Raw genomic sequence first — 22937 nt, forward strand, 5'->3', positions numbered from 1 at the left:
GAACCAGACCATGGTCAGGACGTGTTTCTACGATCGTATTTCCGAAAAGCGAATCGCGGCCGAGGCGCTTGCGCGGCAGAAGCTGCAGGAAGCACTCGACGCTCCACCCGCTGTCATCGAGCCTGAGCCGGTAGCGGTTGTTTCACTTCAGCCTGCCCGGAATGAACTGACCGTCGCGGGGCTGCATCTGGTGATGCCGCAGGGTTTCAACTTCCGCGACATTGATACCACGCTGGAAAAGCATGGCCATCCCGTCACGTTTTGCGCGAAGCGTCGTCCTGCACCTGACGAGCTGACGCTGCAGCGTTCGGTAGAGTTGTACGTGGAGAACCTGCGCAAAAATTATCCCGACGTCACGATTGTGCGCCAGAGTGATCGCCTGTTGGCGGGTAGCCCGGCGATTGCCTTGGATTACATTTTCACTGCCGGGCAAGAACGTCGTCACGGCAGAGCGACCAGCGCGCTTATCAATGCGGTCGATGGTGACGAGCGCCAGTGGTTCAGCATTTCGACGATTATCAATCCCGCTCACGCAGAGCTTGCCGATTGGCTGATCGAGTTCGATGCCATGCTCGACGCTATTGCTGCCAACTGAACATTTCCCTTTTACGTATTCACGGAACACACCTCCAATGGACTATCAGCTTCAGGAAGGATCTATCGCATTGCCGGAAGGTTTTCAGGACCGTACGGTAAATATGTTTGTACTCGGTAACAGCATCCCGGCGCCGCTCAACATTACGATATCGCGTGACAATATGCTGCCCGCCGAGGACCTGAAAACGTACATCGAGCGTCAGGTGAAGCTTATAGCTGCCAAGCTGCGCGGCTACACATTGCTCAGCAAGAAACCTGCGACGTTATCGAGCGAGCAACCGCGCTCAGGCATCCAAGTGGATGCTTACTACATGAACGATGGTCGTCCTGTTTATCAGCGTCAGGCGGCTTTTGAGATCGAGCAAGGTCGTATTCTAGTGTTCTCAACGACCAGTCAAGCTGATTTTAGCGCCACTCAAAATGAGAACTGGCTGCAACTGCTGACCAGCTTCCAACCGCGCCAGGACACCGTGCCCACTGACGTCGAACAGGAGTAACTCATGTTCGAAGCAGCTCGTTGGGGTGATGAAATTGAGCACACCAGTGCTCTTGGCGGGTTCCTCGTTGGTGCAGTGATTGGGCTTGCGATAGCAACTGCTGCCGCATTCACGATTTGTACGGCTGGTTTGGGTGGAATCCTGCTGAGTATTGCAGCAGGCGTGGGTGCCAGCTTCATTCCGGCGATTGGGGAGAGCATGGGAGCGGCACGAAGTTCTCCAGCCGGAGGAATAAAGCTGGAAGGGTGCTCTGCGGATGTGTTCATCAACAACCGTAATGCTGCCCATGCAACTCTGAGTCAAGGCGCGTGTGATAAACACCCAGCGCCGGTGCTAGTTGCGGAAGGTTCGTCCAACGTATTCATCAACAACGTGGCGGCTGCGCGCAAGGGTGACAAACTTACCTGTGGTGCGAAAATATCCAGTGGCTCGAATAACGTGTTCATTGGTGGCGGAACAGAACGCTATCTCGACGTAGACGAAGAGGTACCGGCCTGGCTACGCGTTACCGTCGATGTGTTGATGATCGTCGCTTCCATGGGGCGCGCGGTAGGTCCGATCTTCCGGCTCGGACTGACACAGGGGCTGAAAGCTGCCGGTCCGTGCGCATTGAAGTTTGGGGCAACAATCGCAGGTAGCTATCTGGCCGGTCGTTTCATAATCGGACCGGCCGTAGAGCGCGCGATCGGCGGCTTAAGCGGCAATCCGGTTGATCTTACAACGGGGCGCAAAGTGTTGTTCGAGTCGGGTGAAACCGACTTTGCGCTCCCTGGGCTAATGCCCATTGAATGGTCTCGTTTCTACGCAAGTGATTTGAACGTTGAAAGCGTGCTGGGTAGAGGGTGGGTGCTGCCGTGGGAACAAAGTCTGCGCAGAAGTGGCAGCTTCGTCTACCTCACTGATAACCAGGGGCGCAGTGTGCCTTTTGTTGACGTCGAACCTGGCGATCGCACCTACAACCCTTATGAGCAAATCCATCTGGTTCGCACTGAGGGCGGTCACTACCTCCTACAGACACTCGACAACACTTTCTTCTATTTCGGCGAAGTGCCGGACGACGATACTGCTGTTCAGTTGCAGCGCATTGAAAATGCCCTGGGCCATTACCTGCACTTCACCTATTCGGCCGACAATACGCTTACCGACATCAGCGCCCCGGGCGGTGTCCGTGTTCACCTGCATTACGACAATCCTCTGGGTCGCCTGACCGACGTCAAGCGTGTGGTCGACAACCTCGCCGTCGAAACCCTGGTGCAGTACCGTTACGACGAAAATGGTCAACTGATCGAAGTGATCAATCGCAACAACGATTCCGTTCGACGTTTCAGCTACGCCGATGGCGTCATGGCCAGTCACAGTAACGCCCTCGGCCTGACCTGCAATTACCGCTGGCAGACCCTCGGCGATCAGCCTCGCGTGGTGGAGCACTGGACCAGCGATGGCGAACATTTTCACTACCGCTACGACTTCAACCAGCGCGTTTCCTGGGCTACTGACGTGCTGGGGCGTGAGTTGGAAATTCAGTACAACGAGGACCGTCGCGTGATTGCCAGTCGTGATTACGGCGGCGAATGCTACGGTATTGCCCTGGACGAAGCCGGCAACATGACGGGTTTGAATCTGCCCGATGGCAACAAGCTCGCGTTCAAATACGACGACTTTTCACGCCTGATCGAAGAGACCGATCCACTGGGTCGCAAAATCAAATACAAATATCACCTCAGTACCACGCTGGTCACTGAGACGACTTTCATGGACGGCAGCACCTGGAAAGCCCGCTACGACGCCAAGGGCAACCTCATCGCCGAAGTCGACGCGCTGGGCCACAAAACCGAATACCTGAACAGCGATGACGGCTTGCCGCACACCATCATCGACGCTACCCACAAATCCAAATACCTGTGGTGGAACGCGTTGGCCCAGGTCGAGCGGTTTCAGGATTGCTCCGGCAAAAATACGTATTACCGCTATGACGAGCGTCAGCATTTGGTCGCCGTTACGGATGCGCTGAATCAGACGACAACCCTTGAGCGCAAACCCGACGGCGAAGTGCTGCGCATCCAGCAACCGGACGGCAGCGCCGAATCCTTCACCTACAACGCCCTCGGCCAGGTGCTGACGCACACCGACGGCAAAGGCCAGACCACGCGCCTGTTGCGCACCGCCCGCGGCCTGCCGAGCAGCCGTCAGGACGCCAAGGGCCAGCGCATCCGCTACGAATACGACCAGGCCATCCGCCTGACCGCGCTGGTCAACGAAAACAATGCGGCTTACCAGTTTGCCTATGACGCGTCCGACCGTCTGGTTGAAGAAAAACGCATCGACAACCTGACCCGCCAGTTCAGCTACAACCTGGGTGGACACCTGACACGGGTGGATGAAATCGGCTACGGCGAGCGCGGCGAACGGCCACAGCGTCATACCGAATTCGAACGCGATTCCATCGGCCGACTGCTGGCCAAACTCAATGCCGATGCCCGCCAGGATTATGCCTACGACGACGCCGATCGCTTGCTCTCCATAGCGCGTTTGCCTACCGCCAACGGTAAGAAACTCGGCGTCAGCGAAGAAACACTGGAATTCTCCTACGACTTGCTGGGTCGCCTGATCAAAGAGACCACACCACAAGGCGCCTTGTCCTACGACTACGATCCACTGAGCAACCTGACCACGCTGACCCTGCCCACGGGCCAACACCTGAACCACCTGTATTACGGCAGCGGCCACCTGCACCAACTCAACCTTGACGGCCAGCTCATCAGCGACATGGAGCGCGATGACCTGCACCGCGAGGTGCTGCGCACTCAAGGCAAACTCACCAGTTGTTTCGGCTACGACGCCATGGGCCGTAAGGCTTGGCAATTCGCCTCAACCCTGTCGGCTGAGAAACTCTCGCAAATCCACAATCCAGGTATTCAACCCGAGCTGTTGGTGGGGCACGCCTACAACCCGATTCACCGCCGTCACCAATACGACCCGGCCGGCGAACTCATTCGCACCCTCGACAAACTGCGCGGCGAGATCAAGTACGAGTACGAAGCCAACGGTCAACTGCATAGCCGTGATACCGGCAAGTTGGTGGACAGTGAAGAGTTCAGGTACGACGCGGCGGCAAACCGGCTGAACTTCAATACCAGTCAGTTTGATCACGTCAAAGACAATCGGATCAAACAGTGGCGGGATCAGGAGTATGCCTACGATGCGTGGGGTAACCTGATTGAAAAGCGCAGCGGGATGAGCCGGCTGCAGACGTTCAGTTACGACTGTGAAAATCGGCTGGTCAGGGCTGAGACGTTGGTGGGCGGCAAGCTGGAAAGCACCGGGGCTTATCGCTACGACAGTCTCGGGCGCCGTGTGGCCAAGGTGTCGGAGGTCAACGGGGTCACTGAACAGAAGCATTTTCTGTGGCAAGGCTTGCGGATGTTGCGCGAGGAGACGCCGGGGCAGAGTAGCCTCTATATTTACGAGCCAGGAAGTTACGCGCCGTTGGCGCGGGTAGATCAGGAAGAGGGCGGGGAGCAGACGCTTTACTACTTCCATACCGACCAGATTGGTACGCCGCTGGAGATGACTGACCACAAGGGGCAGATTGTCTGGCAGGCGACGTACAAGGCGTGGGGTGCGGTGGAGCGTCTGGACGTCAGTGCAGTCGAACAGAATTTGCGGTTTCAGGGGCAGTATTTCGATGATGAGACGGGGCTGCACTATAATACTTTTCGGTATTACGATCCGGAGGTGGGGCGGTTTATTACGCAGGATCCGATTGGGCTAGTTGGTAGTTTCAACCTGTATGACTATGCTCCAAACTCTATTGGTTGGGTCGATCCAACCGGGCTAAGCTCAGAGGATCTAGTCAGGTATAAACCACGGGCTTCGGTAACTCCGCAACCTGGCTCCCGGGGAACAGCCATCAGCCGAGCCTGGGGTGAAGAGAGAGCGCTGGTTGGAAGAGGAGGAGGTTCTCGCGATTGGACGTCCGCAGAACGTCAGACGATCTTGAACACTCGAAATAATGCTCAGCTTTCGTCAGTTATGTCCGAAGCTGGGTATACAGGTCATCACATAAACAGCGTTGAAGGAAACGGTGGCCTTGGGCCTGCATGGAAAGGCGACCCGCGGAACATCGTATTCTTGCAGAACGCTAAGCACCCAAGTGGTATTGATGAACATCTGAACAGCCCGCAGGGTCATAGGGGCAACTATACAAATGCAGGAAAGGGGCGTTTGATCGATCGTAACAATAGTACTGTGAAATCGGGACCCTGCGGGTAATAAAATATTAGGAGGCGGTATGAATAAAATTGATGATGCAATGGCAGAGCTAACCAAGGCTCACATTAAATATAAACTGGACGGAAGTTTTCAGCGGCTTAATCAGGTGGTTTCAAAATGGCCGTCAAGTCTTCGTCGTTCTGCGCAGCTAGATGATTTTTTCAATTGCTACGAACCGATCGGCGTTAAAATAGAGACAGGATTTACACCCTTGAAGTTTGTGAGCCTAGACGCGCTTGAAAAGGCGCAGATTGGATATAAATGGATAAATGGAGATGGCGGTAAAAAAATAAATCAAGACTGGAATGAGAACTATGTTGTTTTTATGGATGACTTAGGGGGAGGTAAACCTATAGTCGCGTTAACTGATATCGAGAATACGCCGATATTCGCGAGCTACGGTCCCGTTGCCCCATTCCAAATCGCAGATTCTTTAGCTGAGTTTCTCAGTGCGTTAGCCAAACTCATCGAGGTCGTCTATGGGGAGTTCAATATTTTTGATATCTCAGATGATGACGGAGTTAACCCTTCGTTTGTGGCGCGTCTTGATGTGGAAATCGCTCCAATATTAGGGGAGAGGAACTATCAGAATTTTTTCGACTATTTCTACGGTTGAGCAATGAGTCATTTGTATGCGGTTTAAGGGATTGTGTTAGCAGTAGATGGCAGTGCTCGGGTGTGTGTAATGATTGGGATTATACCTAGGTCTGAAAAATAAATCGCTTTAGTGAGGAGTTCCGATACGACGCGGCGGCAAACCGGCTGAACTTCAATACCAGTCAGTTTGATCACGTCAAAGACAATCGGATCAAGCAGTGGCGGGATCAGGAATATACCTACGATGCTTGGGGCAACCTGATTGAAAAGCGTAGTGGGATGAGCCGGCTGCAGACGTTCAGTTACGACTGTGAAAATCGGTTGGTTAAAGCTGAGACCTTGGTGGGCGGCAAGCTGGAAAGTACCGGGGCTTATCGTTATGACAGCTTGGGACGACGTGTTGCCAAGGTGTCGGAGGTCAACGGGGTCACCGAGTAGAAGCATGTCCTGTGGCAGGGCTTGCGCATGTTGCGTGAGGAAACGCCGGGGCAGAGCAGCCTTTATGTGTATGAGCCGGGGAGTTATGCGCCACTTGCTCGGGTGGAGCAGGAAGAGGGTGGGTGCAGACGCTTTATTACTTCCATACCGACCAGATTGGTACGCCGCTGGAGATGACGGACCGCGAGGGGCAGATTGTCTGGCAGGCGACGTATAAGGCTTGGGGGACGGTGGTGTTCCTCGACGGCAATCCTGATCGGCCGTTGATCATGGGCAGTTTGTACAACAGCAAGAACACTCCGCCCTGGTCGTTGCCGGCGAACAAGACGCAGAGTGGATTTTTGACTCGGTCGATTAAAGGGAAGGGCAACAATGCCAACTTCTTCCGCTTTGAAGACAAGACAGGTGCCGAGCAAATTAGCCTCCACGCCGAACGTAACCTCGACACCGAAATTGAGGCTGATGAAAGCCACATGGTCGGCGGCAATCGCGAAATCAAAGTCGACGGGAAACACACCGAAACGATCAAGCTAGAAACCAGTATCGGGGTTACGGAGGGGTCTTATTACGTCACCGTTGATAGCGGCGAAGTGAAGATCAATGCAGCAACATCGATCACGCTTGAAGTGGGTGCCAGCAAATTGGTCATGAAGGCGGACGGCACGATCACGCTATCTGGCGTGAACATCGACGTTATAGGCAGCACGAAAATCAACCTTAACTAATCAGCCAACGGACAAGGAATTCCCGTATGCGACGGAATATTTACGACCGCCTCTCCGAGCGGCGTATTCGAGAGCAAGAGCAGGCGCGTGTCGAGCAGGAGATTGCTGATGCGGTGCCACCGCCGCCAGAGCGCTTTCATACCAATGAGCTGAGTTTTGTTCGACCGTCCACCCTCAAAGACAAAACTTTTCACGTATTCACTCTGACGGACATAGGGCCAAGCCCTTTTTCCTTGGTGGTTGGGCGTTCACAAGTTGAATCAGGCTCCGATCTTGAAACCATGGCCCAACAATTACTGGGTGAACTGAAAAAGTCTTTGTCGCATGTCGAATGGATCGAGCCGGTCACACCTGTCAAGGTCGCGGGCGTAGATGCGCGTCGCGTAGAATTTCGCTGGCGGCAACAAGGTCAACCTGTTCACCAACTGCAACTGATCTTCTTGCATCAAGATGAACATCAACAACCGTTGCTCATGCAGATCACCGGTACCAGTAACAACCCTAAAGGCATGACTTCCGAAGAGCGCCGGCAGTTTGATGCATTGGTGCAGACGCTTGAGTTGCGTTATCCACCTGACGGCGATAAGGAGGAGGTCGTCGACGGGGTTGTGCTTTCATGAGCCAGGCGGCAGCGCGCCTGGATGACCCGATTGAGCACTCCCGCGCGCTAGGGGGCTTGCTGGCCGGTCTTGCAATCGGCGCAGGTGCGGTGTTGGTGGGGATTGCCATTGTCGGGACCGGCGGGCTTGGTGCCGTGGCATTGTGTGCGATGGTTGGAGCGGGGGGCCGCCACCGGGGCAGGGATAGGCCAGTTGTTCGGAAGTCTTTCATTTGCCTGTCATGACACCGGCCAGATCAAGACGGGCTCCGCGAATGTCTTTAACAATGGCAAGCCGGCGGCCAGGGCGCATGTTGATACTGCGACGTGTGATCAGCATGGGTCTGCCCCTCAGATTCTGGCCCAGGGCAGTGACTCGGTTTATATCAACGGCCTGCCCGCTGCACGGGTGGGTGACAAAACTGTTTGCGATGCCAAGATCAGCGCCGGATCCGGTAACGTGTTTATCGGAGGAGGTACTGAGACAACAGGCGCCATTAGCCCAGAAGTGCCAGCCTGGCTTGAGCGGGCGGTATTGGTGGTGGGTTTGGCTAGTGCGTTTGTGCTGGCCAGTCCGGTCATTGTAGTTGCCGGGCTTGTAGGCGGTGTTGCAGGTGGTCTCGTAGGTAATTGGGCTGGCGGCAAGCTGTATGGTGAAGGCTCTGATGAGCAGAAGTTGATGGCGTTTGGTGGTGCGTTGCTTGGGGGCGGCCTGGGGGCGAAGGGCGGTAAATGGTTGGATGCGCGGTATGAGATTAAGGTTCAGTGGGTGGGGTCGAATCTTGGAAATGTGAAGATTGTTCCGACAGGTGCGACTAGAGTTGCTAACATTGCCGAATCAGAGGGTGCATTAGGCCGTGCGTCTCAAGCCAAAGCAGAACTACCGCAGGGTAAAGAATATAAGGTAAAGACTGTATCCTCTAATGATAAAAAAACTCTAAGCGGCTGGGGTAACAAGAAGCCGAAAGGGTATGAAAAGGTTTCTGCAGAACAAGTAAAAGCTAAATCCGTAGAAATTGGCCATGAGGTTAAATCTCATCCATATGATAGAGACTATGAAGGCCAGTATTTTTCCTCTCATGCAGAAAAGCAAATGTCTCTAGCGAGCCCGGATCATCCGGTAGGAGTATCCAAGCCTATGTGTAATGGCTGCCAAGGTTATTTTTCAAAGCTGGCACAGTTTAAAAATGCCGAGCAAACGGTTGCTGATCCAAAAGCCATTCGAATTTTTAAACCTGACGGTACTGTTGAGACAATTTTGAGGTCGGAATGAACGAAAAATCTGAGATGTTGATTAAAGTTCTTTTAGATGAGGTGAGAGGGTCTCTATCTGGTGAATTATTGTTACCGCTAAGAAAGCTGTTGTGGGAGACAATCACTGAAGGCCAGGTTGAAGAGGAACGACGTTTCACTCTCACCAGGCTTGATGCTCTTTGTGTAGAGCATGGTTCACTTTTTTGGGTTCGAAAGTTTGGGGGGGTTGAAGAAGTAGCTAGTATATTGTCTATGGCTCTTGCTCTGGCAAAAGGAGCGCTATCCGAAGAAAAGGCGATGAGTGTGCGGGATGAATTTTATGTGGCAGTAGTTGAGGATCAAGATTATGAACTTGATGAATACCCAGCAATGTTTGTGGGGCATGCAGCTGCCAACACAGTGATCACAGCAGCAAGTAAGTATGATTTTGATCCAGCCGACGGGCGAAATGATCGCGACCTAGATCCCGCCGCTTTTGAACCTAGTTATTTGGTCGCATCGGCGTTCGCTGGAGGCTTGGCAGAGGATGGTGATGCTGAGTTACGTCGAAAATTTTGGCAGTGGTATCTAATTGATGCTGTTTCGCAAGTATCGTAGCGCGGTATCAGTAATATAGGCTGTTGCAAGATACCGATCTGTGTCGTGGGTGCGAATTATGGAGCACGACTGGTTCGATTAATGCCGCGGTTCAGAATCTGAGCAGGCAGACAGTGAAGGAGCACGCATGAGTAACTTTCTGACACCTCCCACCTCAGCCAGCCTGCGGTGTGAACGCAGGCAGCCCGGCTTGCTCGGGAGCGGTCAACAGGGGTGTGCAGGCGGGTCGGCCATGGATTTTTACATGCAGCCAGGCCGCCTCGCCGGAGAATACCCGACTGATAATTACACAGCTGCTGTGTATCTGGTGCATCAACTGTCATCTCGCGACGAGCAGATGAGCCCTGATGAATTCAGAAGTGCTGCTTTGCTGCTCCGCGAGCTCCTGCAGAAACTGAAGTCCGCCACTAATGTATCGGTTGAAGCGCTGCAAGCCCTGCAACAGGCCGCCGCAAAAATTCCAGTAATTGGACCTCTGATGTTTTCGGGAGGTAACTTGCCAGGGACTACTGCAACTGCTGCAGGCGGCGTTATGGCAGCAGCCAGGGCCAGAAAGGTAACTGATCTACTAGATCTAACTGCTGAGCAGAAATCAAAGCTAAATGCTTGGGCCAATAGTAGAGGAGCTCCCGGCGCTCAGTCAGCTAGTAAAACGTTCAAAGGCAGTATTAGAATAATCTCCAAGAAAGGTCAGTTGTTTTTCGAGATTCCTGTAACTGCTGTAGCGCGACACTATAAGATACTTGGTGAGGTTGGGCCGTCTGTCGCTCATATCTCTGTCGGAAATACCAAGGCGGCATTGACTCAACGTGCACATCTGCATGCGAATGGCGCTACCGGCATGTTGAAGTTCATGGGGGGGGATTCTGTTGGTGCTGCTCTGGCTGTAGGTCCGCAAGCATTTCTGGATTATTCAAGTTCAACTACGGGTACAGAGTTCTATAATAAGTCTGTTTACAGCCAGCCCACTAATATCGTATCGGCTGCTGTAGGCGTCGGTTCCGGGTACGCCTTGGCAGGCGCCGCTGCTCTGTTTGCGGTTCCAGCAGCGCCATTAGTTGTGGTAGTATCCGTTGGATTCGTTGCAGGTTTGGTGGTGCCGTGGGCGATGGTTGAGTTCGGGGTGGATAATGTGATTGGCAACGCGATGAAGATTGAGAATCCATAATGATTGACTCAGATAAGCTCAAAAAATTTACATGGTTTTTATTCGGTCTTTTTGTTTTGTTGTTCGCCTTTGGTCCTTCCGGGTTTAAGTATTTTTGGCCTGCATATTTCGTCGTGTCTTTATCTGCATTTATATGGACCTTGTATCTTGTCTATGCGTGTGAAAAATTTACTCTGTACATGACTTCGATACTCATTACGGTCGTAAGCCTCTTCTGTTTGTTAGCCTCCACCTCGGCTTATTTGGTCGCTGCGAGGTTCTGGGGTAAGACAAGTATTGCTACCCTCATGATGTGGCCTGTTCCAATAGGAATCGTGTCGTTGACGTATTTGGTCCTGGCAAATGGCAAATCGTCCTTTCATCCATTCGAATATGATGGAATCAAGGTGCAGCCCCGTCCGCAAGAAAAGCAAAAACCATCGACCGCGTATAGCCCTCTCTTGGTGGCTGGCGCAACCACTTTGGCAGCAAGTATTTTTACCAAAGCAGCCGGCACCCTCACTGCTGGGATGGTTGCGATGTTTGGGCTGCTGGCTTTCTCGGTCGCGTTATTGTTCCACGCACGCCATATAATCAGAGGCCTGCGCACCCTCCGCATCCAAGAAAAAACCATGCCCACCCCCTACACCTTCATGCAAATCGACGAAATTCGCGAAGCGCGCAGTCGTTGGTGGTTAAGCAGATTGTTCAAGTGGGTCGCTTCCTGGCGCAAGTCGACGGGTGCCTGATTTTGTCAGCTCAGCAGGAAGGCAATCGATGAAGACGGTCGGCGACGCGTTGAAGATTGAGGATAATTAATGATCGACTCCCAGAATATTAAGAGAATTAGTTGGGGTTTTTTTGGGTTCTTGGTTTTTTTTATGGTATTTGGGCCTTCAAATTTAAAGTATTTTTGGCAGGCATTTTTTATCATGTCGTTGCTTGCATTCATGTGTACTATATATCTTGTCTATGTATGTGAGAGAATTACTTTTTATTTGACTTCGATACTTGTTGCGGTCGTAAGCGCATTTTCCTATATGGCCTGTACGGCAGCTTATGTGATTGGTGCAAGTTTCTGGGGAAAGACAAGTATTGCTGCCCTCATGGTAGGGCTTTTTCCAATGGGCGTCACATTGCTAACATATTTGGTCTTGGCAAATGGCAAATCGTCATTTCATCCATTCGAATATGATGGAATCAAGGTGCAGCCACGTCCGCAAAACAAGCAAAAAACATCGGCCGCATATAGCCCTCTTTTGGTGGCTGGCGCAACCACCTTGGCGGCGAGTATTTTTACCAAAACAGCCGGCTTCCTCACTACCGGTATGGTTGGCCTGTTTGGGATGCTAGCTGTTTCCGTCACAATATTATTCTACGCACGCCACATAATCAGAGGCCTGCGCACCCTCCGCATCCAAGAAAAAACCATGCCCACCCCCTACACCTTCATGCAAATCGACGAAATTCGCGAAGCGCGCAGTCGTTGGTGGTTGAGCAGATTGTTCAAGTGGGTCGCTTCCTGGTGCAAGTCGCCGGGTGTCTGATTTTCGATGATCACTACGTGCAGGCCGCCCAAGCCTGATGACGTGTTACCGGTTTAAGGAGTAGTTGAAGCGATGGATCTTTCCTCACTGTAGTCGGCGCAGAACAGGCGCCTGTTCAAGCTGACCATGGCCCTCAAGGGCGGCCAGGAGTTGCTGCTTGAATCCTTTGCCGGGAGTGAAGGTTTATCGACTGATTTCGGGTTTCAGCTGGATCTGATTTCCGAGGACGCAAGCGTAAAACTCAAGTCCGCCATCGGGCAGGCTGCGACGATTGAAATCGAACTCGCCACCGGCGGTAGCCGTTATATCAACGGCCATGTGCTGAGCTTCGGGAACAACTGCAGCAATGGCGGCATGTCGCGCTACTCAGCCTATGTGGGTTCATGGTTGAGCTTGATTGCGCAGCGGTATGACTCTCAAATCTATCAGGATCAAACCGTAGAGCAGGTGATCAGGAAGGTCTTTGGTCGCTATGAAGGTCTCGCGAAATACGAGTTCCGCGTCAGCCGTACACTCAAGCCACACAGCTATATCACTCAGTACCGCGAAAGCGACAGTCACTTCGTCATGCGGCTGCTTGAGCAAGAAGGGTTGTTCTTCTACTTCGAGCACACGGCCGACAGCCACACGCTCATCATCATGGACGACTCCAGCGTTCTGACGCCGCTGCCTGAGCAGCCGCAAGTGCGCTTCCACACAGGATCAGTGACCGAAAACTCTGACTCCATCACTCACTGGAGTTCCGCCCGGGAGTTCCAGGCCGGAAAGATCTCGGTGCAAACCTTCGATTATCGACAGCCGGGAAATCGGATTCCCGTCACGATGAACAGCCTCAATCAACAAGGCGATGTTCCGTCGTATGAAATCTTCGATTACATGGGGCAGTACACCCACGGCACGTATGGAGATGGCGAACTTCTGGTGCGTAACCGCATTGAGGCGCTGGAGCTCAAAGGCAAGACATTTGTCGGCTCAAGCAACTGTCGCGCTATGCGCCCAGGCCATACGTTTGAGCTGACGCAGCATTACGAGCATGACGCTGGCTCTGCCGATGACAGGCAGTTCCTGGTGTTGAACATCGAGCACCGCGGCAGCAACAATTACACCTCGGGAAGTCAGGCTGGCTACGGTAATAAATTTTATTGTGTGCGGAAAAAGATCAAATTCCGTCCACAGATGGACCTGCTCAAGCCTGCGATTTCCGGCCCACAAACCGCCATCATCGTCGGCCCGCCCGGCGAAGAAATATACACCGACGAAATGGGCCGCGTGAAAGTGCAGTTCCACTGGGACCGCTACGGCGAGTTCAACGATAAAAGCTCCTGCTGGGTGCGCGTCGCCCAATCCGGTGCCAGCGGCGGTTTCGGCAGCATGCAGATTCCTCGTGTAGGCGACGAAGTCGTCGTGGTATTCCTCGACGGCAACCCCGACCGCCCGCTGATCATGGGCAGCCTCTACAACAGCCAGAACATGCCGCCGTGGTCGTTGCCGGCGAACAAGACCCAGAGTGGTTTCTTGACCCGGTCGATGAAAGGCGATGGCGGTACGGCGAACTTCTTCCGCTTCGAAGACAAGGCCGGCGCTGAGCAAGTGATCATGCACGCCGAGCGCAACATGGATACCGAGATTGAGCTCGATGAGACGCACAAGGTCGGCAATAACCGGACGATCACGGTCGATGGCAAGCACACCAAAACCATCGTCAAAGATACTTTGCTGACCGTGAAGGAAGGATCGCTAACCATCGAGGTGGATAAGCAATTTGTACAAGTTACGGCCATGGAGAAGATCTCACTAACTGTGGGTGAAAGCAGCATCACCATCACGCCGGCCGGTATTGAGATCAGAGGCAACATCATCACCACAGTGAGTACGGGCACGACTCAAATCACCGGCGCGCCGGTCAGAGTCAATGACTGAGGCAGCGGGATGATAAAAAGAACCAGTATTTACGATCGTATTTCAGAGAAGCGTCTGGCGCAGGAAGAGGCTGAGCGCATTGCACTCGAACAGGCCGCAGCCGAGCCTGTCATTGAAGTGATCGAGGTGGCACCGCCAGCCCCGCTGCAGGACATACCCAGCAGTTTCAATTTTGGCGGCTTCAATTTTGCCTTTCCGGAAGGCTTGGCTTTTAGTGATATCTCTGCGATCGCCCATTTGGATGGTGAAGAGATTGCCATTTCAGTACAGCGTCGCTCTGTGCCGGAAGAGCGGACCCTGGCTCAGGGCTTCGCTGAGGCTTGTGAGGAGTTACAGCAACGTTATCTCGAGATGCGCGTCGTCCGTCAGCGTGAAAGTTCGCTGGCGGGCAACCCGGCAATGACCCTGGATTTCACTTTTAGAGTTGGCCATGAAGAGCGTCATGGCCGACTGATCGGCGCGATGGTGCCACTTGCCGGCAGAAATGAGCGGCAATGGCTGGGTGTGTCCTGCGTGATTGATCCAGATAAGCCCGCACTGGCTGGGTGGCTTCTGGATTTCGATGACATGCTCTCCGGCCTTTCTCCGCGCTAAAGACAGCTCTCATTTTAAGACAGGACAGAATTTGACAATGGACTACCACCTGCAAGAAGGAAGTTTCACGCTGCCAGAAGGTTTTCAAGACCGCACCGTGAACATGTTTGTGTTCGGCAACACGGTGCCTGGCCCTCTCAGCATTACATTGTCCCGGGACGCTCATCTGCCCGGCGAAGACCTCAGCGCCTACCTAAAAAGGCAGTTGAAACTGCTCGCTTCCAAACTGCGGGGGTATACCGTACTCGAGCAGAAGACAGTATCGCTATCAGCCTCTCAGCCGATTCCCGGCGTGCAGATCGAAGCGTATTACCTCAATGATAAACGGCCCATTTATCAGCGCCAGGCGGCATTCATCATTGGCCCGGGGCGCGTGTTGGTGTTCGCCTGTACCAGCCAGGCAGATTTCACTGCCGAACAGAATCGTAACTGGAGCGATGTGCTTGCCAGTTTTGAACCGCGTAATGTGACGCCAGCCCCGACTGCTGACAGCGAACAGGAGTAAAAAACCATGTTCGAGGCGGCGCGGCTATACGATGGAGTTGAGCACACCAGCGCTTTGGCTGGCTTCCTGCTAGGGGCGGTGGTTGGTATCGCTCTGGTAGCGTATGTGGCAATTACTTTTGCAACGTGCGGCGTGGGCGGTTTCCTGCTGGGTATGGCTGCCGGCCTGCTGGGGGGAGGTATCGTCATGCTAGGGGAGAAACTTGGCAAAGCCTTTAGCTCGCCAGCGGGGCAGATCGAAACTGCATCGCCCAACGTCTTCATCAATAGCCGCGCCGCCGCTTACGCTGATGGCAGCATTGCTGCCTGTGAGAAACACTCACCTACCGTTCAGGTCGCTGAAGGCTCGGCCAATGTGTTCATCAACGGGTTTGGTGCCGCACGTAAAGGCGACAAGCTGACCTGTGGAGCAAAGATCGCATCTGGCTCCGATAACGTCATTATTGGTGGTGGTACCTATGCCTACTTGCCGGTCGATGACGAAGTTCCGGCCTGGCTGCGATATACCGTTGATATCCTGATGGCTGTCGCCGGGGGCGCACGGGCTCTCGTCAATATCTACAAAATGGGACTTCAGAAGGGCCTGATTGGCTCTGCCCGTTGCGCGTTGCAATTCATGAGCGGCGTGATTGCGGGCGATGCAATCATTCGCTTCGGAGTCGCGCCCGTTGCTGACAAAGTCTTGGGTGGTTTGTACGGTAACCCTGTCGATACCACTAAGGGCCGCAAACTCCTTATTGATGAAGTCGACTTTGCCTTACCTGGCCTGATGCCCATCGAGTGGTCTCGTTTCTACGCCAGCGACCTGACTGTCGACAGCGTACTCGGCCGCGGCTGGGTACTGCCGTGGGAGCAAAGCCTGCGTCGGCGTGGGGATTTTCTCTACCTCACGGATAACCAGGGCCGCAGTGTGCCGTTTGTGACGCTGGAACCCGGCGAGCGAATTTATAATCCTCACGAGCAGGTGTATCTGGTGCGTACCGAAGGTGGCCACTACCTTCTGCAAACCCTCGACAACATCTTCTTCTACTTCGGCGAAGTGCCGGACGACAACATCAACGTCCCGCTGCAACGCATCGAAAACGCCCTCGGTCATTACCTGCATTTCACCCGCACCGTTGACGGCACGCTGACTGATATTACCGCCACCGGCGAGCAGCGCGTCCACCTGCATTACGAACCTGCGCTAGGTCGTCTAAGCGAGGTCAAGCGCATCGTTGCCAACGTCGCCGTGGAAACATTGGTGCAGTACCGTTACGACGAATTCGGCCAACTGATCGAAGTGGTCAATCGTAACGGCGATTCTGTGCGCAGTTTCGCCTACAGCGATGGCGTCATGAGTCGCCACAGCAATGCCTTGGGCCTGAGCTGTAACTATCGCTGGCAAACCATCGACGGTCAGCCGCGTGTGGTCGAACACTGGACCAGCGATGGCGAGCACTTCCATTTCCGCTACGACTTCAACGCCCGCACCACGTGGGTGACCGACGTGCTGGGGCGTGAGTCCGAGGTGCACTACGACGCCTTTTTTCGGGTGGTGGCCAGTACCGACTTTGGCGGCGAGCGCTACCGGATTGATCTAGATACCAGCGGCAACATGACAGGGCTGACGTTGCCTGACGGCAATGTGATCACGCTCAAATATGACCAATACTCTCGGCTGGTGGAGGAGACCGACCCGCTCGGGCGGAAGACCCGGTACCAGCATCATCACCTGACCACGCTGGTCAAGCAGGTCGAATACCCGGACGGTAGTAAGTGGAAAGCGCAGTACGACAACAAAGGTAATCTAATTGCCGAGGTTGACGCACTGGGACATACCACCGAATACCTCAACAGCGACGACGGCCTGCCGCACACCATCATCGATGCCACGCAAAAGTCGAAATACCTGTGGTGGAACACCCTGGCCCAGGTCGAGCGCTTTCAGGACTGCTCGGGCAAAAGCACGTATTACCGCTACGACGAGCGCCATCATCTGGAGGCCGTCACCGATGCCCTGAAACAGACCACCACGCTGCAACGCAAACCCGAAGGCGAAGTGCTGCGCATCGACTATCCGGACGGCACGGCTGAGACTTTTACCTACAACGCCCTTGGCCAGGTGCTGACGCACACCGACGGCAAAGGCCAGACCACGCGGCTGTTGAGAACCGCGCGAGGCCTGCCCGCCAGCCGTCAGGACGCCAAGGGCCAGCGGATCAGCTACGAGTACGACAAGGCCATCCGCCTGACCGCGTTGGTCAACGAAAACAACGCCGCCTACCGCTTTGCCTACGATGCCTCGGATCGGTTGATCGAAGAACAACGCATCGACAACCTGACCCGACGTTTCGCCTTCAACGTGGGTGGGCATCTGACTCAGGTTGAGGAAACCGGCTACAGCGAACGGGCCGAACGGCCACAGCGCACGACGGAGTTTGAGCGCGACACCATCGGCCGCTTGCTGGCCAAGGTCAACAGCGACGCCCGTCAGGATTACGCCTACGACGAGGCAGACCGACTGCTCAGCATTCAGCGCCTGCCGAGTGCAATCGGCAAGACTCTTGGCGTCATCGGAGAAACACTGAACTTCGAATACGACATCCTGGGTCGCCTGATCAAAGAGACGACGCCACAAGGCGCCCTGGCCTACGAATACGATCCGCTCAGCAACTTGACCACGCTGACGTTGCCTACCGGGCAGCACCTGAATCACCTGTACTACGGCAGCGGCCACCTGCACCAACTCAACCTCGACGGCCAGCTCATCAGCGACATGGAACGCGATGACCTGCACCGCGAGGTGTTACGCACCCAAGGCAAACTCACCAGTTGCTTCGGCTATGACGCCATGGGGCGCAAGGCCTGGCAGTTCGCCTCGACGCTACCGGCAGAAAAGCTTTCGCAGGTGCACAACCCCGGCATCAACACCAGTCTGCTGGTGGAGCACGCCTACAACCCGATCCACCGCCGCTACCAATACGACCCGGCCGGCGAACTGACCCGCACCCTCGACAAACTGCGCGGCGAAATCAAATACGAATACGAAGCCAACGGCCAGTTGCACAGCCGCGACACCGGCCAGCTCGTCGACAGCGAAGAATTCCGCTACGACGCCGCGGCCAATCGTTTGAACTTCAGCACCAGTCAGTTCGATCACGTCAAAGACAACCGCATCAAGCAGTGGCGCGATCAGGAATACAGCTACGACCCGTGGGGCAATCTGATCGAGAAGCGCATCGGCCTGACCACGCTGCAGACCTTCAGCTACGACTGTGAAAACCGCCTTGTTAAAGCGGAGACGCTGGTTAACAGCAAGCTTGAAAGTGTTGGCACGTATCGCTACGACAGCCTGGGCCGACGGGTAGGTAAAACCTCAACAGTCGACGGCAAAACCCAGCACAAAAACTTTCTCTGGCAAGGCCTGAGGATGCTGCGCGAAGAACAGCCAGGGCAGAGCAGCCTGTACATCTACGAGCCGGGCAGTTATGCGCCGTTGGCCCGCGTTGATCAAAGCGAAGGGGAAGAGCAGAGGCTTTACTACTTTCATACCGACCAGATCGGCACGCCGTTGGAAATGACCGACGCTGACGGAAGTATTGTCTGGCAAGCGACGTACAAGGCGTGGGGCTCCATCGAAACGCTGGCGGTGAACGAGGTTGAGCAGAATCTGAGGTTTCAGGGGCAGTACTTCGACGACGAAACGGGGCTGCACTACAATACTTTTCGGTATTACGATCCGCAGGTTGGACGGTTTATTACGCAGGATCCGATTGGGTTGTTGGGTGGGGAAAATCTTTATGCCTACGCTCCGAATACCAATGGGTGGATAGATCCACTTGGCTGGTGTATCACTACAAATGTTACGAGAGGGGTCGCGGGCCAACCTTTGCGAGCAACCGCCACTATCACTGCAAAGGATTTAGGGACTGGGACCGCGACCAACAAATCCTCAAGGTTGTGGGCACGCGGCCTTGGTGAAGCTGATGACGATGCGGGTCATATCGTAGGTAAGCTTCTTGGTGGTTCCGGCGGGAAAGGCGGCGTATTCCCACAATTGCCAGGTATTAATAGAGGGCTGTTCAGAGATTTTGAAAAGGATGTCGCGAATTTCGTTCGCACGAAAGGGCCTGTCGATGTAGATATTAAGTTTGTTTATAATACGTCTTTAACTCGGCCGGACGAGATAGTTTACGAGGTCTCCCAAATGGGTAAGCGTGTATTGTTTAATATTTTCCCTAACTAGGAGGGCTTATGAGTGGAATAACTACACCTCGCGCGCTGCTTGAAGAGTTTTTCGCCGAAATGAAGTCGTGGGAGCAGGGTTTTTTCGAAGAAAAGATGTCCTTGGTCGATAGCGCGCAGCCAACGTCGGAGTGCAATGAGAAGTATAAAAAAATACTTGAAGTGCTTTTACGCAAATATTCTATACAGAACGGAAAAAGTTGGGACCGATTATATGATCCAGGTTGCGGAGATCCTACAATGTACGACCCGGAGCGAGATAGCATTGAAGAGCTTCAACAAAAAGAAAGCTCAGCTTCTTTCATAGTAACGCAGGCTGTTGGGCTTGAGGCGGTTTTTAGATTTACGCTGGTAAAGGATTCTAATCTTTGGAGAATTAAAAAAAAGGACACATACAGATCTGGTAAGTGGCAGGCTTCAGTTCTTTAGCTGTGGCTGCTCTGCTGGATAAGACCGATCTAAATATTTCGTTGTTTTTCTGTTGTTTTAGGTTGGGTTTCTATTGAATTTTCCTGGTCCGGGTTGAGGTTTTTTAAATAGTAGTTGATCTTTAACAGCCTGAATAAAGGGAGATGCTGCCAACATTGTCTCAGTCATCTCCTGATCACCTAAGTTCTCTATGCAACGTAGCCCATATTCAGCTACGAGTACGACAAGGCCTTTCGCCTGACCGCACTGGTCAACGAAAACAACGCCGCCTACCGCTTTGCCTACGATGCCTCGGATCGGTTGATCGAAGAACAACGCATCGACAACCTGACCCGCCGGTTCAGCTACAACCTGGGTGGGCACCTGACGCGGGTGGATGAAATCGGTTACGGCGAGCGCGGCGAACGGCCACAGCGTCATACCGAATTTGAGCGCGATGCGATTGGCCGCCTGCTGGCCAAACTCAACGCCGACGCCCGCCAGGACTACACCTACGACGACGCAGACCGCTTGCTCACCATCGAGCGCCTGCCCACCGCCAACGGCAAGAAACTCGGCGTCAGCGAAGAGAAACTCGATTTTGCCTACGACCTGCTCAGGCGCCTGATCAAGGAGAGCACGCCGCAAGGCACTCTGTCCTACGACTACGATCCGCTGAGCAACCTGACCACGCTGACCCTGCCCACCGGCCAGCACCTGAACCACCTGTACTACGGCAGCGGCCACCTGCATCAACTCAACCTCGACGGCCAGCTCATCAGCGACATGGAGCGCGACGACCTGCACCGCGAAGTGCTGCGCACTCAAGGCACGCTCACCAGTTGTTTTGGCTATGACGCGATGGGCCGCAAGGCCTGGCAATTCGCCTCGACGTTGCCGGCAGAAAAACTCTCGCAGATTCTTAACCCGGGCATCCAGCCTGAACTATTGGTAGAACACGCCTATAACCCGATCCACCGCCGTCACCAATACGATCCCGCCGGCGAACTGACCCGCACCCTCGACAAGCTGCGGGGTGAGATCAAGTACGACTATGAAGCCAATGGTCAACTGCGCAGCCGTGACACCGGCAAGCTGGTGGACAGCGAAGAATTCCGCTACGACGCGGCGGCGAACCGGCTGAACTTCAACACCAGTCAGTTTGATCACGTCAAGGACAACCGGATCAAGCAGTGGCGAGATCAGGAATATACCTACGATGCGTGGGGTAACCTGGTTGAAAAACGCAGCGGGTTGAGCCGGCTGCAAACGTTCAGTTATGACGGCGAAAATCGGCTGGTCAAGGCCGAGACCTTGGTGAATGGCAAGCTGGAAAGCAGCGGTGCCTATCGTTATGACAGCCTGGGACGGCGGGTGGCCAAGGTGTCAGCGGTCAACGGCGTCACCGAGCAGAAGCACTTTTTGTGGCAAGGCCTGCGCCTTTTGCGCGAGGAAACGCCGGGGCAGAGCAGTCTGTACCTCTACGAGCCGGGCAGTTATGCGCCGTTGGCGCGGGTGGATCAGGTTGAGGGTGGGGAACAACAGCTCTATTACTTCCATACCGACCAGATTGGTACGCCGCTGGAGATGACGGACCGTGAGGGGCGGATTGTCTGGCAGGCGACGTACAAGGCGTGGGGTTCCATCGAAGCGCTGGCGGTGAACGAGGTTGAGCAGAATCTGAGGTTTCAGGGGCAGTACTTCGACGACGAGACGGGGCTGCACTACAATACGTTTCGGTATTACGATCCGGGGGTGGGGCGGTTTGTTACGCAGGATCCGATTGGGTTGTTGGGAGGGGATAATCTATATCAATATGCTCCTAACTCCACCAGTTGGATTGATCCTTGGGGTTTAGCTTTCAAGAGCGTTAACTTTGAGGGTTCAAAAGAGTTATTTCCGGTATCAGGAAATCAAAAAAACATTGTGTCTATTCAAATGCAAGGATCTCGAGGACGAGATTTTACAGAAGCATATAGACAGGCAGGGTTGAAAGAGGCTGACGTGAAAGCGCAGGGGAAATTCACTTGGCATCACCTTGACGATTTTGATCCAGCTACAGGAAAAACAACTATGCAGCTAGTCACAAGGTCTGCGCATGAGGCCTCTCTGCCTCACACCGGATCAGTAGCTCAATTTGAAAAGCATTTTGGTCTACAATCTGGGGCTTATGGGGGCAAAGATGCAGTAGGGATTTCACAATCTAAAGGCTGGCTAAAGGGGCGTGCCCCAAGCACATCAAGTTCAACTTGTTAAAAAATTGGTGGTTCTATGAAAGATTTTTCTCTGATGCATTCTGGTATGCAGTTGAAGTCTGCAGATATTTCTCGGCTTGAAAAAGATATTGGCTTTAGTTTGCCGAATTCATTTAAAGCTCTTTACTTTGTAAGTAATGGTGGTGTTCCTAATCGCAGTTGGGTTATCACGGACGATGGTTACGATCCGATGCAGGTTGCTGACTTTAAAAATGTATATTCGGATGGGGCGGGAAATCCGGATGACACACAGTTCATTGGTGGGTGCTACAAGCTTATGTGTGAGCGCCAAGTAATTCCTCATACGCTACTTCCGTTTGCGGTCGATGATGGAGGTAATTTCTTTTGTTTGGATTTGTTGAGTGGTGCCGTCATGTTTTACGCGGTTGATACTTTTCGTTCCGATGTAAGCATGGCTGCGAATCAAGTTGCTGCACAAAAAATAATCGCGACATCTTTCGAAGGTTTTATTGAGGGACTGGAGTATGAGTCTGGTCTGTAGTTTTGTGACGGTCGCGACGCTAACGTTATTTTTGGGAGGCTATTGAGTTTTTAAAAATGTGCGAGATGATTCTATATGTTAACCGAAAATGGTCATGGTGAGGTAATAAGTGCCTTGTCTCGGATTGGTGATTTTATAAGGTTTGCGGGATTATTAGCGCTATCGCATAAATTTCAGCGATTTCTATGCATGCTTTAAGCTCTTTAATAACTCATGCTGCAGAGCGGCTGCCAAACTTGTCTCAGCTGCCTACTATTT

Annotated in this window: 17 protein-coding genes and 3 pseudogenes; all 20 read left to right on the forward strand. The window is 53.6% G+C overall.

Annotated features, from left to right (window positions below; genetic code table 11):
• The first annotated feature begins 10 nt into the window (after positions 1-10).
• On the forward strand, positions 11-595 hold the full coding sequence (locus tag BZ163_RS12190; protein WP_128871114.1) for a hypothetical protein: 585 nt from the start codon (positions 11-13) through the stop codon (positions 593-595).
• A gap of 37 nt (positions 596-632) precedes the next feature.
• Positions 633-1094, forward strand: a complete 462-nt coding sequence (locus tag BZ163_RS12195) for a DcrB-related protein (RefSeq protein WP_128871115.1) — start codon at positions 633-635, stop codon at positions 1092-1094.
• A gap of 3 nt (positions 1095-1097) precedes the next feature.
• Positions 1098-5366, forward strand: a complete 4269-nt coding sequence (locus tag BZ163_RS12200; protein ID WP_168187352.1) for an RHS repeat-associated core domain-containing protein — start codon at positions 1098-1100, stop codon at positions 5364-5366.
• Between the two features lie 19 nt (positions 5367-5385).
• Positions 5386-5982, forward strand: a complete 597-nt coding sequence (locus tag BZ163_RS12205) for a hypothetical protein (RefSeq protein WP_128871116.1) — start codon at positions 5386-5388, stop codon at positions 5980-5982.
• A 191-nt stretch (positions 5983-6173) separates the two neighbouring features.
• The gene (locus BZ163_RS35570) at positions 6174-6401 is read left to right on the forward strand and encodes a hypothetical protein (protein ID WP_224794078.1); all 228 of its coding nucleotides are present in this window, start codon (positions 6174-6176) and stop codon (positions 6399-6401) included.
• 122 nt (positions 6402-6523) lie between these two features.
• On the forward strand, positions 6524-7126 hold the full coding sequence (locus BZ163_RS34810) for an RHS domain-containing protein (protein ID WP_256578989.1): 603 nt from the start codon (positions 6524-6526) through the stop codon (positions 7124-7126).
• 26 nt (positions 7127-7152) lie between these two features.
• Positions 7153-7746, forward strand: a complete 594-nt coding sequence (locus BZ163_RS12215) for a DcrB-related protein (protein WP_128871117.1) — start codon at positions 7153-7155, stop codon at positions 7744-7746.
• Positions 7743-8997: pseudogene (locus BZ163_RS12220) on the forward strand (PAAR domain-containing protein). The gene BZ163_RS12215 and the pseudogene BZ163_RS12220 overlap by 4 nt, the downstream one beginning before the upstream one ends.
• Complete coding sequence (locus tag BZ163_RS12225; RefSeq protein WP_128871118.1) at positions 8994-9575, forward strand: Imm5 family immunity protein; 582 nt, start codon at positions 8994-8996, stop codon at positions 9573-9575. The pseudogene BZ163_RS12220 and the gene BZ163_RS12225 overlap by 4 nt, the downstream one beginning before the upstream one ends.
• Positions 9576-9807: 232 nt before the next feature.
• On the forward strand, positions 9808-10743 hold the full coding sequence (locus BZ163_RS12230; RefSeq protein WP_256578990.1) for a hypothetical protein: 936 nt from the start codon (positions 9808-9810) through the stop codon (positions 10741-10743).
• Positions 10743-11471, forward strand: a complete 729-nt coding sequence (locus tag BZ163_RS12235; RefSeq protein ID WP_128871120.1) for a hypothetical protein — start codon at positions 10743-10745, stop codon at positions 11469-11471. Before BZ163_RS12230 ends, BZ163_RS12235 begins: the two co-directional genes overlap by 1 nt.
• Before the next feature lie 69 nt (positions 11472-11540).
• Entirely contained in the window at positions 11541-12269 is a 729-nt protein-coding gene (locus tag BZ163_RS12240; protein ID WP_128871121.1) for a hypothetical protein, read from the forward strand.
• Positions 12270-12395: 126 nt separating this feature from the next.
• Positions 12396-14189, forward strand: a complete 1794-nt coding sequence (locus BZ163_RS12245) for a type VI secretion system tip protein VgrG (RefSeq protein WP_128871122.1) — start codon at positions 12396-12398, stop codon at positions 14187-14189.
• A gap of 12 nt (positions 14190-14201) precedes the next feature.
• Positions 14202-14783, forward strand: coding sequence for a hypothetical protein (locus BZ163_RS12250; protein WP_128871132.1), 582 nt, complete (start codon positions 14202-14204; stop codon positions 14781-14783).
• Between the two features lie 37 nt (positions 14784-14820).
• The gene (locus BZ163_RS12255) at positions 14821-15288 is read left to right on the forward strand and encodes a DcrB-related protein (RefSeq protein WP_128871123.1); all 468 of its coding nucleotides are present in this window, start codon (positions 14821-14823) and stop codon (positions 15286-15288) included.
• Positions 15289-15294: 6 nt separating this feature from the next.
• Positions 15295-19515: an RHS repeat-associated core domain-containing protein gene (locus BZ163_RS12260; RefSeq protein ID WP_128871124.1), complete on the forward strand. Its 4221-nt coding sequence runs from the start codon at positions 15295-15297 to the stop codon at positions 19513-19515.
• An 8-nt stretch (positions 19516-19523) separates the two neighbouring features.
• The gene (locus BZ163_RS12265) at positions 19524-19943 is read left to right on the forward strand and encodes an NTF2 fold immunity protein (RefSeq protein ID WP_128871125.1); all 420 of its coding nucleotides are present in this window, start codon (positions 19524-19526) and stop codon (positions 19941-19943) included.
• A 213-nt stretch (positions 19944-20156) separates the two neighbouring features.
• Positions 20157-21776: pseudogene (locus tag BZ163_RS12270) on the forward strand (RHS repeat-associated core domain-containing protein); the annotation flags it as partial.
• 177 nt (positions 21777-21953) lie between these two features.
• Positions 21954-22178: pseudogene (locus BZ163_RS36365) on the forward strand (HNH endonuclease); the annotation flags it as partial.
• A 15-nt stretch (positions 22179-22193) separates the two neighbouring features.
• A complete protein-coding gene (locus BZ163_RS12275; RefSeq protein ID WP_128871127.1) occupies positions 22194-22679 on the forward strand; it encodes an SMI1/KNR4 family protein in 486 nt (161 codons plus the stop codon).
• Positions 22680-22937 lie beyond the last annotated feature (258 nt).

This window comes from Pseudomonas sp. VI4.1, from assembly GCF_002029345.1.
In the GTDB taxonomy this organism is placed as follows: Bacteria; Pseudomonadota; Gammaproteobacteria; order Pseudomonadales; family Pseudomonadaceae; genus Aquipseudomonas.

What these genes read in the sequence shown, in the direction of transcription:
- BZ163_RS12190 (WP_128871114.1), top strand. Translation starts at nt 11, where the DNA reads ATGGTCAGGACGTGTTTCTACGATCGTATTTCCGAAAAGCGAATCGCG.
- BZ163_RS12195 (WP_128871115.1), top strand. Translation starts at nt 633, where the DNA reads ATGGACTATCAGCTTCAGGAAGGATCTATCGCATTGCCGGAAGGTTTT.
- BZ163_RS12200 (WP_168187352.1), top strand. Translation starts at nt 1,098, where the DNA reads ATGTTCGAAGCAGCTCGTTGGGGTGATGAAATTGAGCACACCAGTGCT.
- BZ163_RS12205 (WP_128871116.1), top strand. Translation starts at nt 5,386, where the DNA reads ATGAATAAAATTGATGATGCAATGGCAGAGCTAACCAAGGCTCACATT.
- BZ163_RS12215 (WP_128871117.1), top strand. Translation starts at nt 7,153, where the DNA reads ATGCGACGGAATATTTACGACCGCCTCTCCGAGCGGCGTATTCGAGAG.
- BZ163_RS12225 (WP_128871118.1), top strand. Translation starts at nt 8,994, where the DNA reads ATGAACGAAAAATCTGAGATGTTGATTAAAGTTCTTTTAGATGAGGTG.
- BZ163_RS12230 (WP_256578990.1), top strand. Translation starts at nt 9,808, where the DNA reads ATGGATTTTTACATGCAGCCAGGCCGCCTCGCCGGAGAATACCCGACT.
- BZ163_RS12235 (WP_128871120.1), top strand. Translation starts at nt 10,743, where the DNA reads ATGATTGACTCAGATAAGCTCAAAAAATTTACATGGTTTTTATTCGGT.
- BZ163_RS12240 (WP_128871121.1), top strand. Translation starts at nt 11,541, where the DNA reads ATGATCGACTCCCAGAATATTAAGAGAATTAGTTGGGGTTTTTTTGGG.
- BZ163_RS12245 (WP_128871122.1), top strand. Translation starts at nt 12,396, where the DNA reads ATGGCCCTCAAGGGCGGCCAGGAGTTGCTGCTTGAATCCTTTGCCGGG.
- BZ163_RS12255 (WP_128871123.1), top strand. Translation starts at nt 14,821, where the DNA reads ATGGACTACCACCTGCAAGAAGGAAGTTTCACGCTGCCAGAAGGTTTT.
- BZ163_RS12260 (WP_128871124.1), top strand. Translation starts at nt 15,295, where the DNA reads ATGTTCGAGGCGGCGCGGCTATACGATGGAGTTGAGCACACCAGCGCT.
- BZ163_RS12265 (WP_128871125.1), top strand. Translation starts at nt 19,524, where the DNA reads ATGAGTGGAATAACTACACCTCGCGCGCTGCTTGAAGAGTTTTTCGCC.
- BZ163_RS12275 (WP_128871127.1), top strand. Translation starts at nt 22,194, where the DNA reads ATGAAAGATTTTTCTCTGATGCATTCTGGTATGCAGTTGAAGTCTGCA.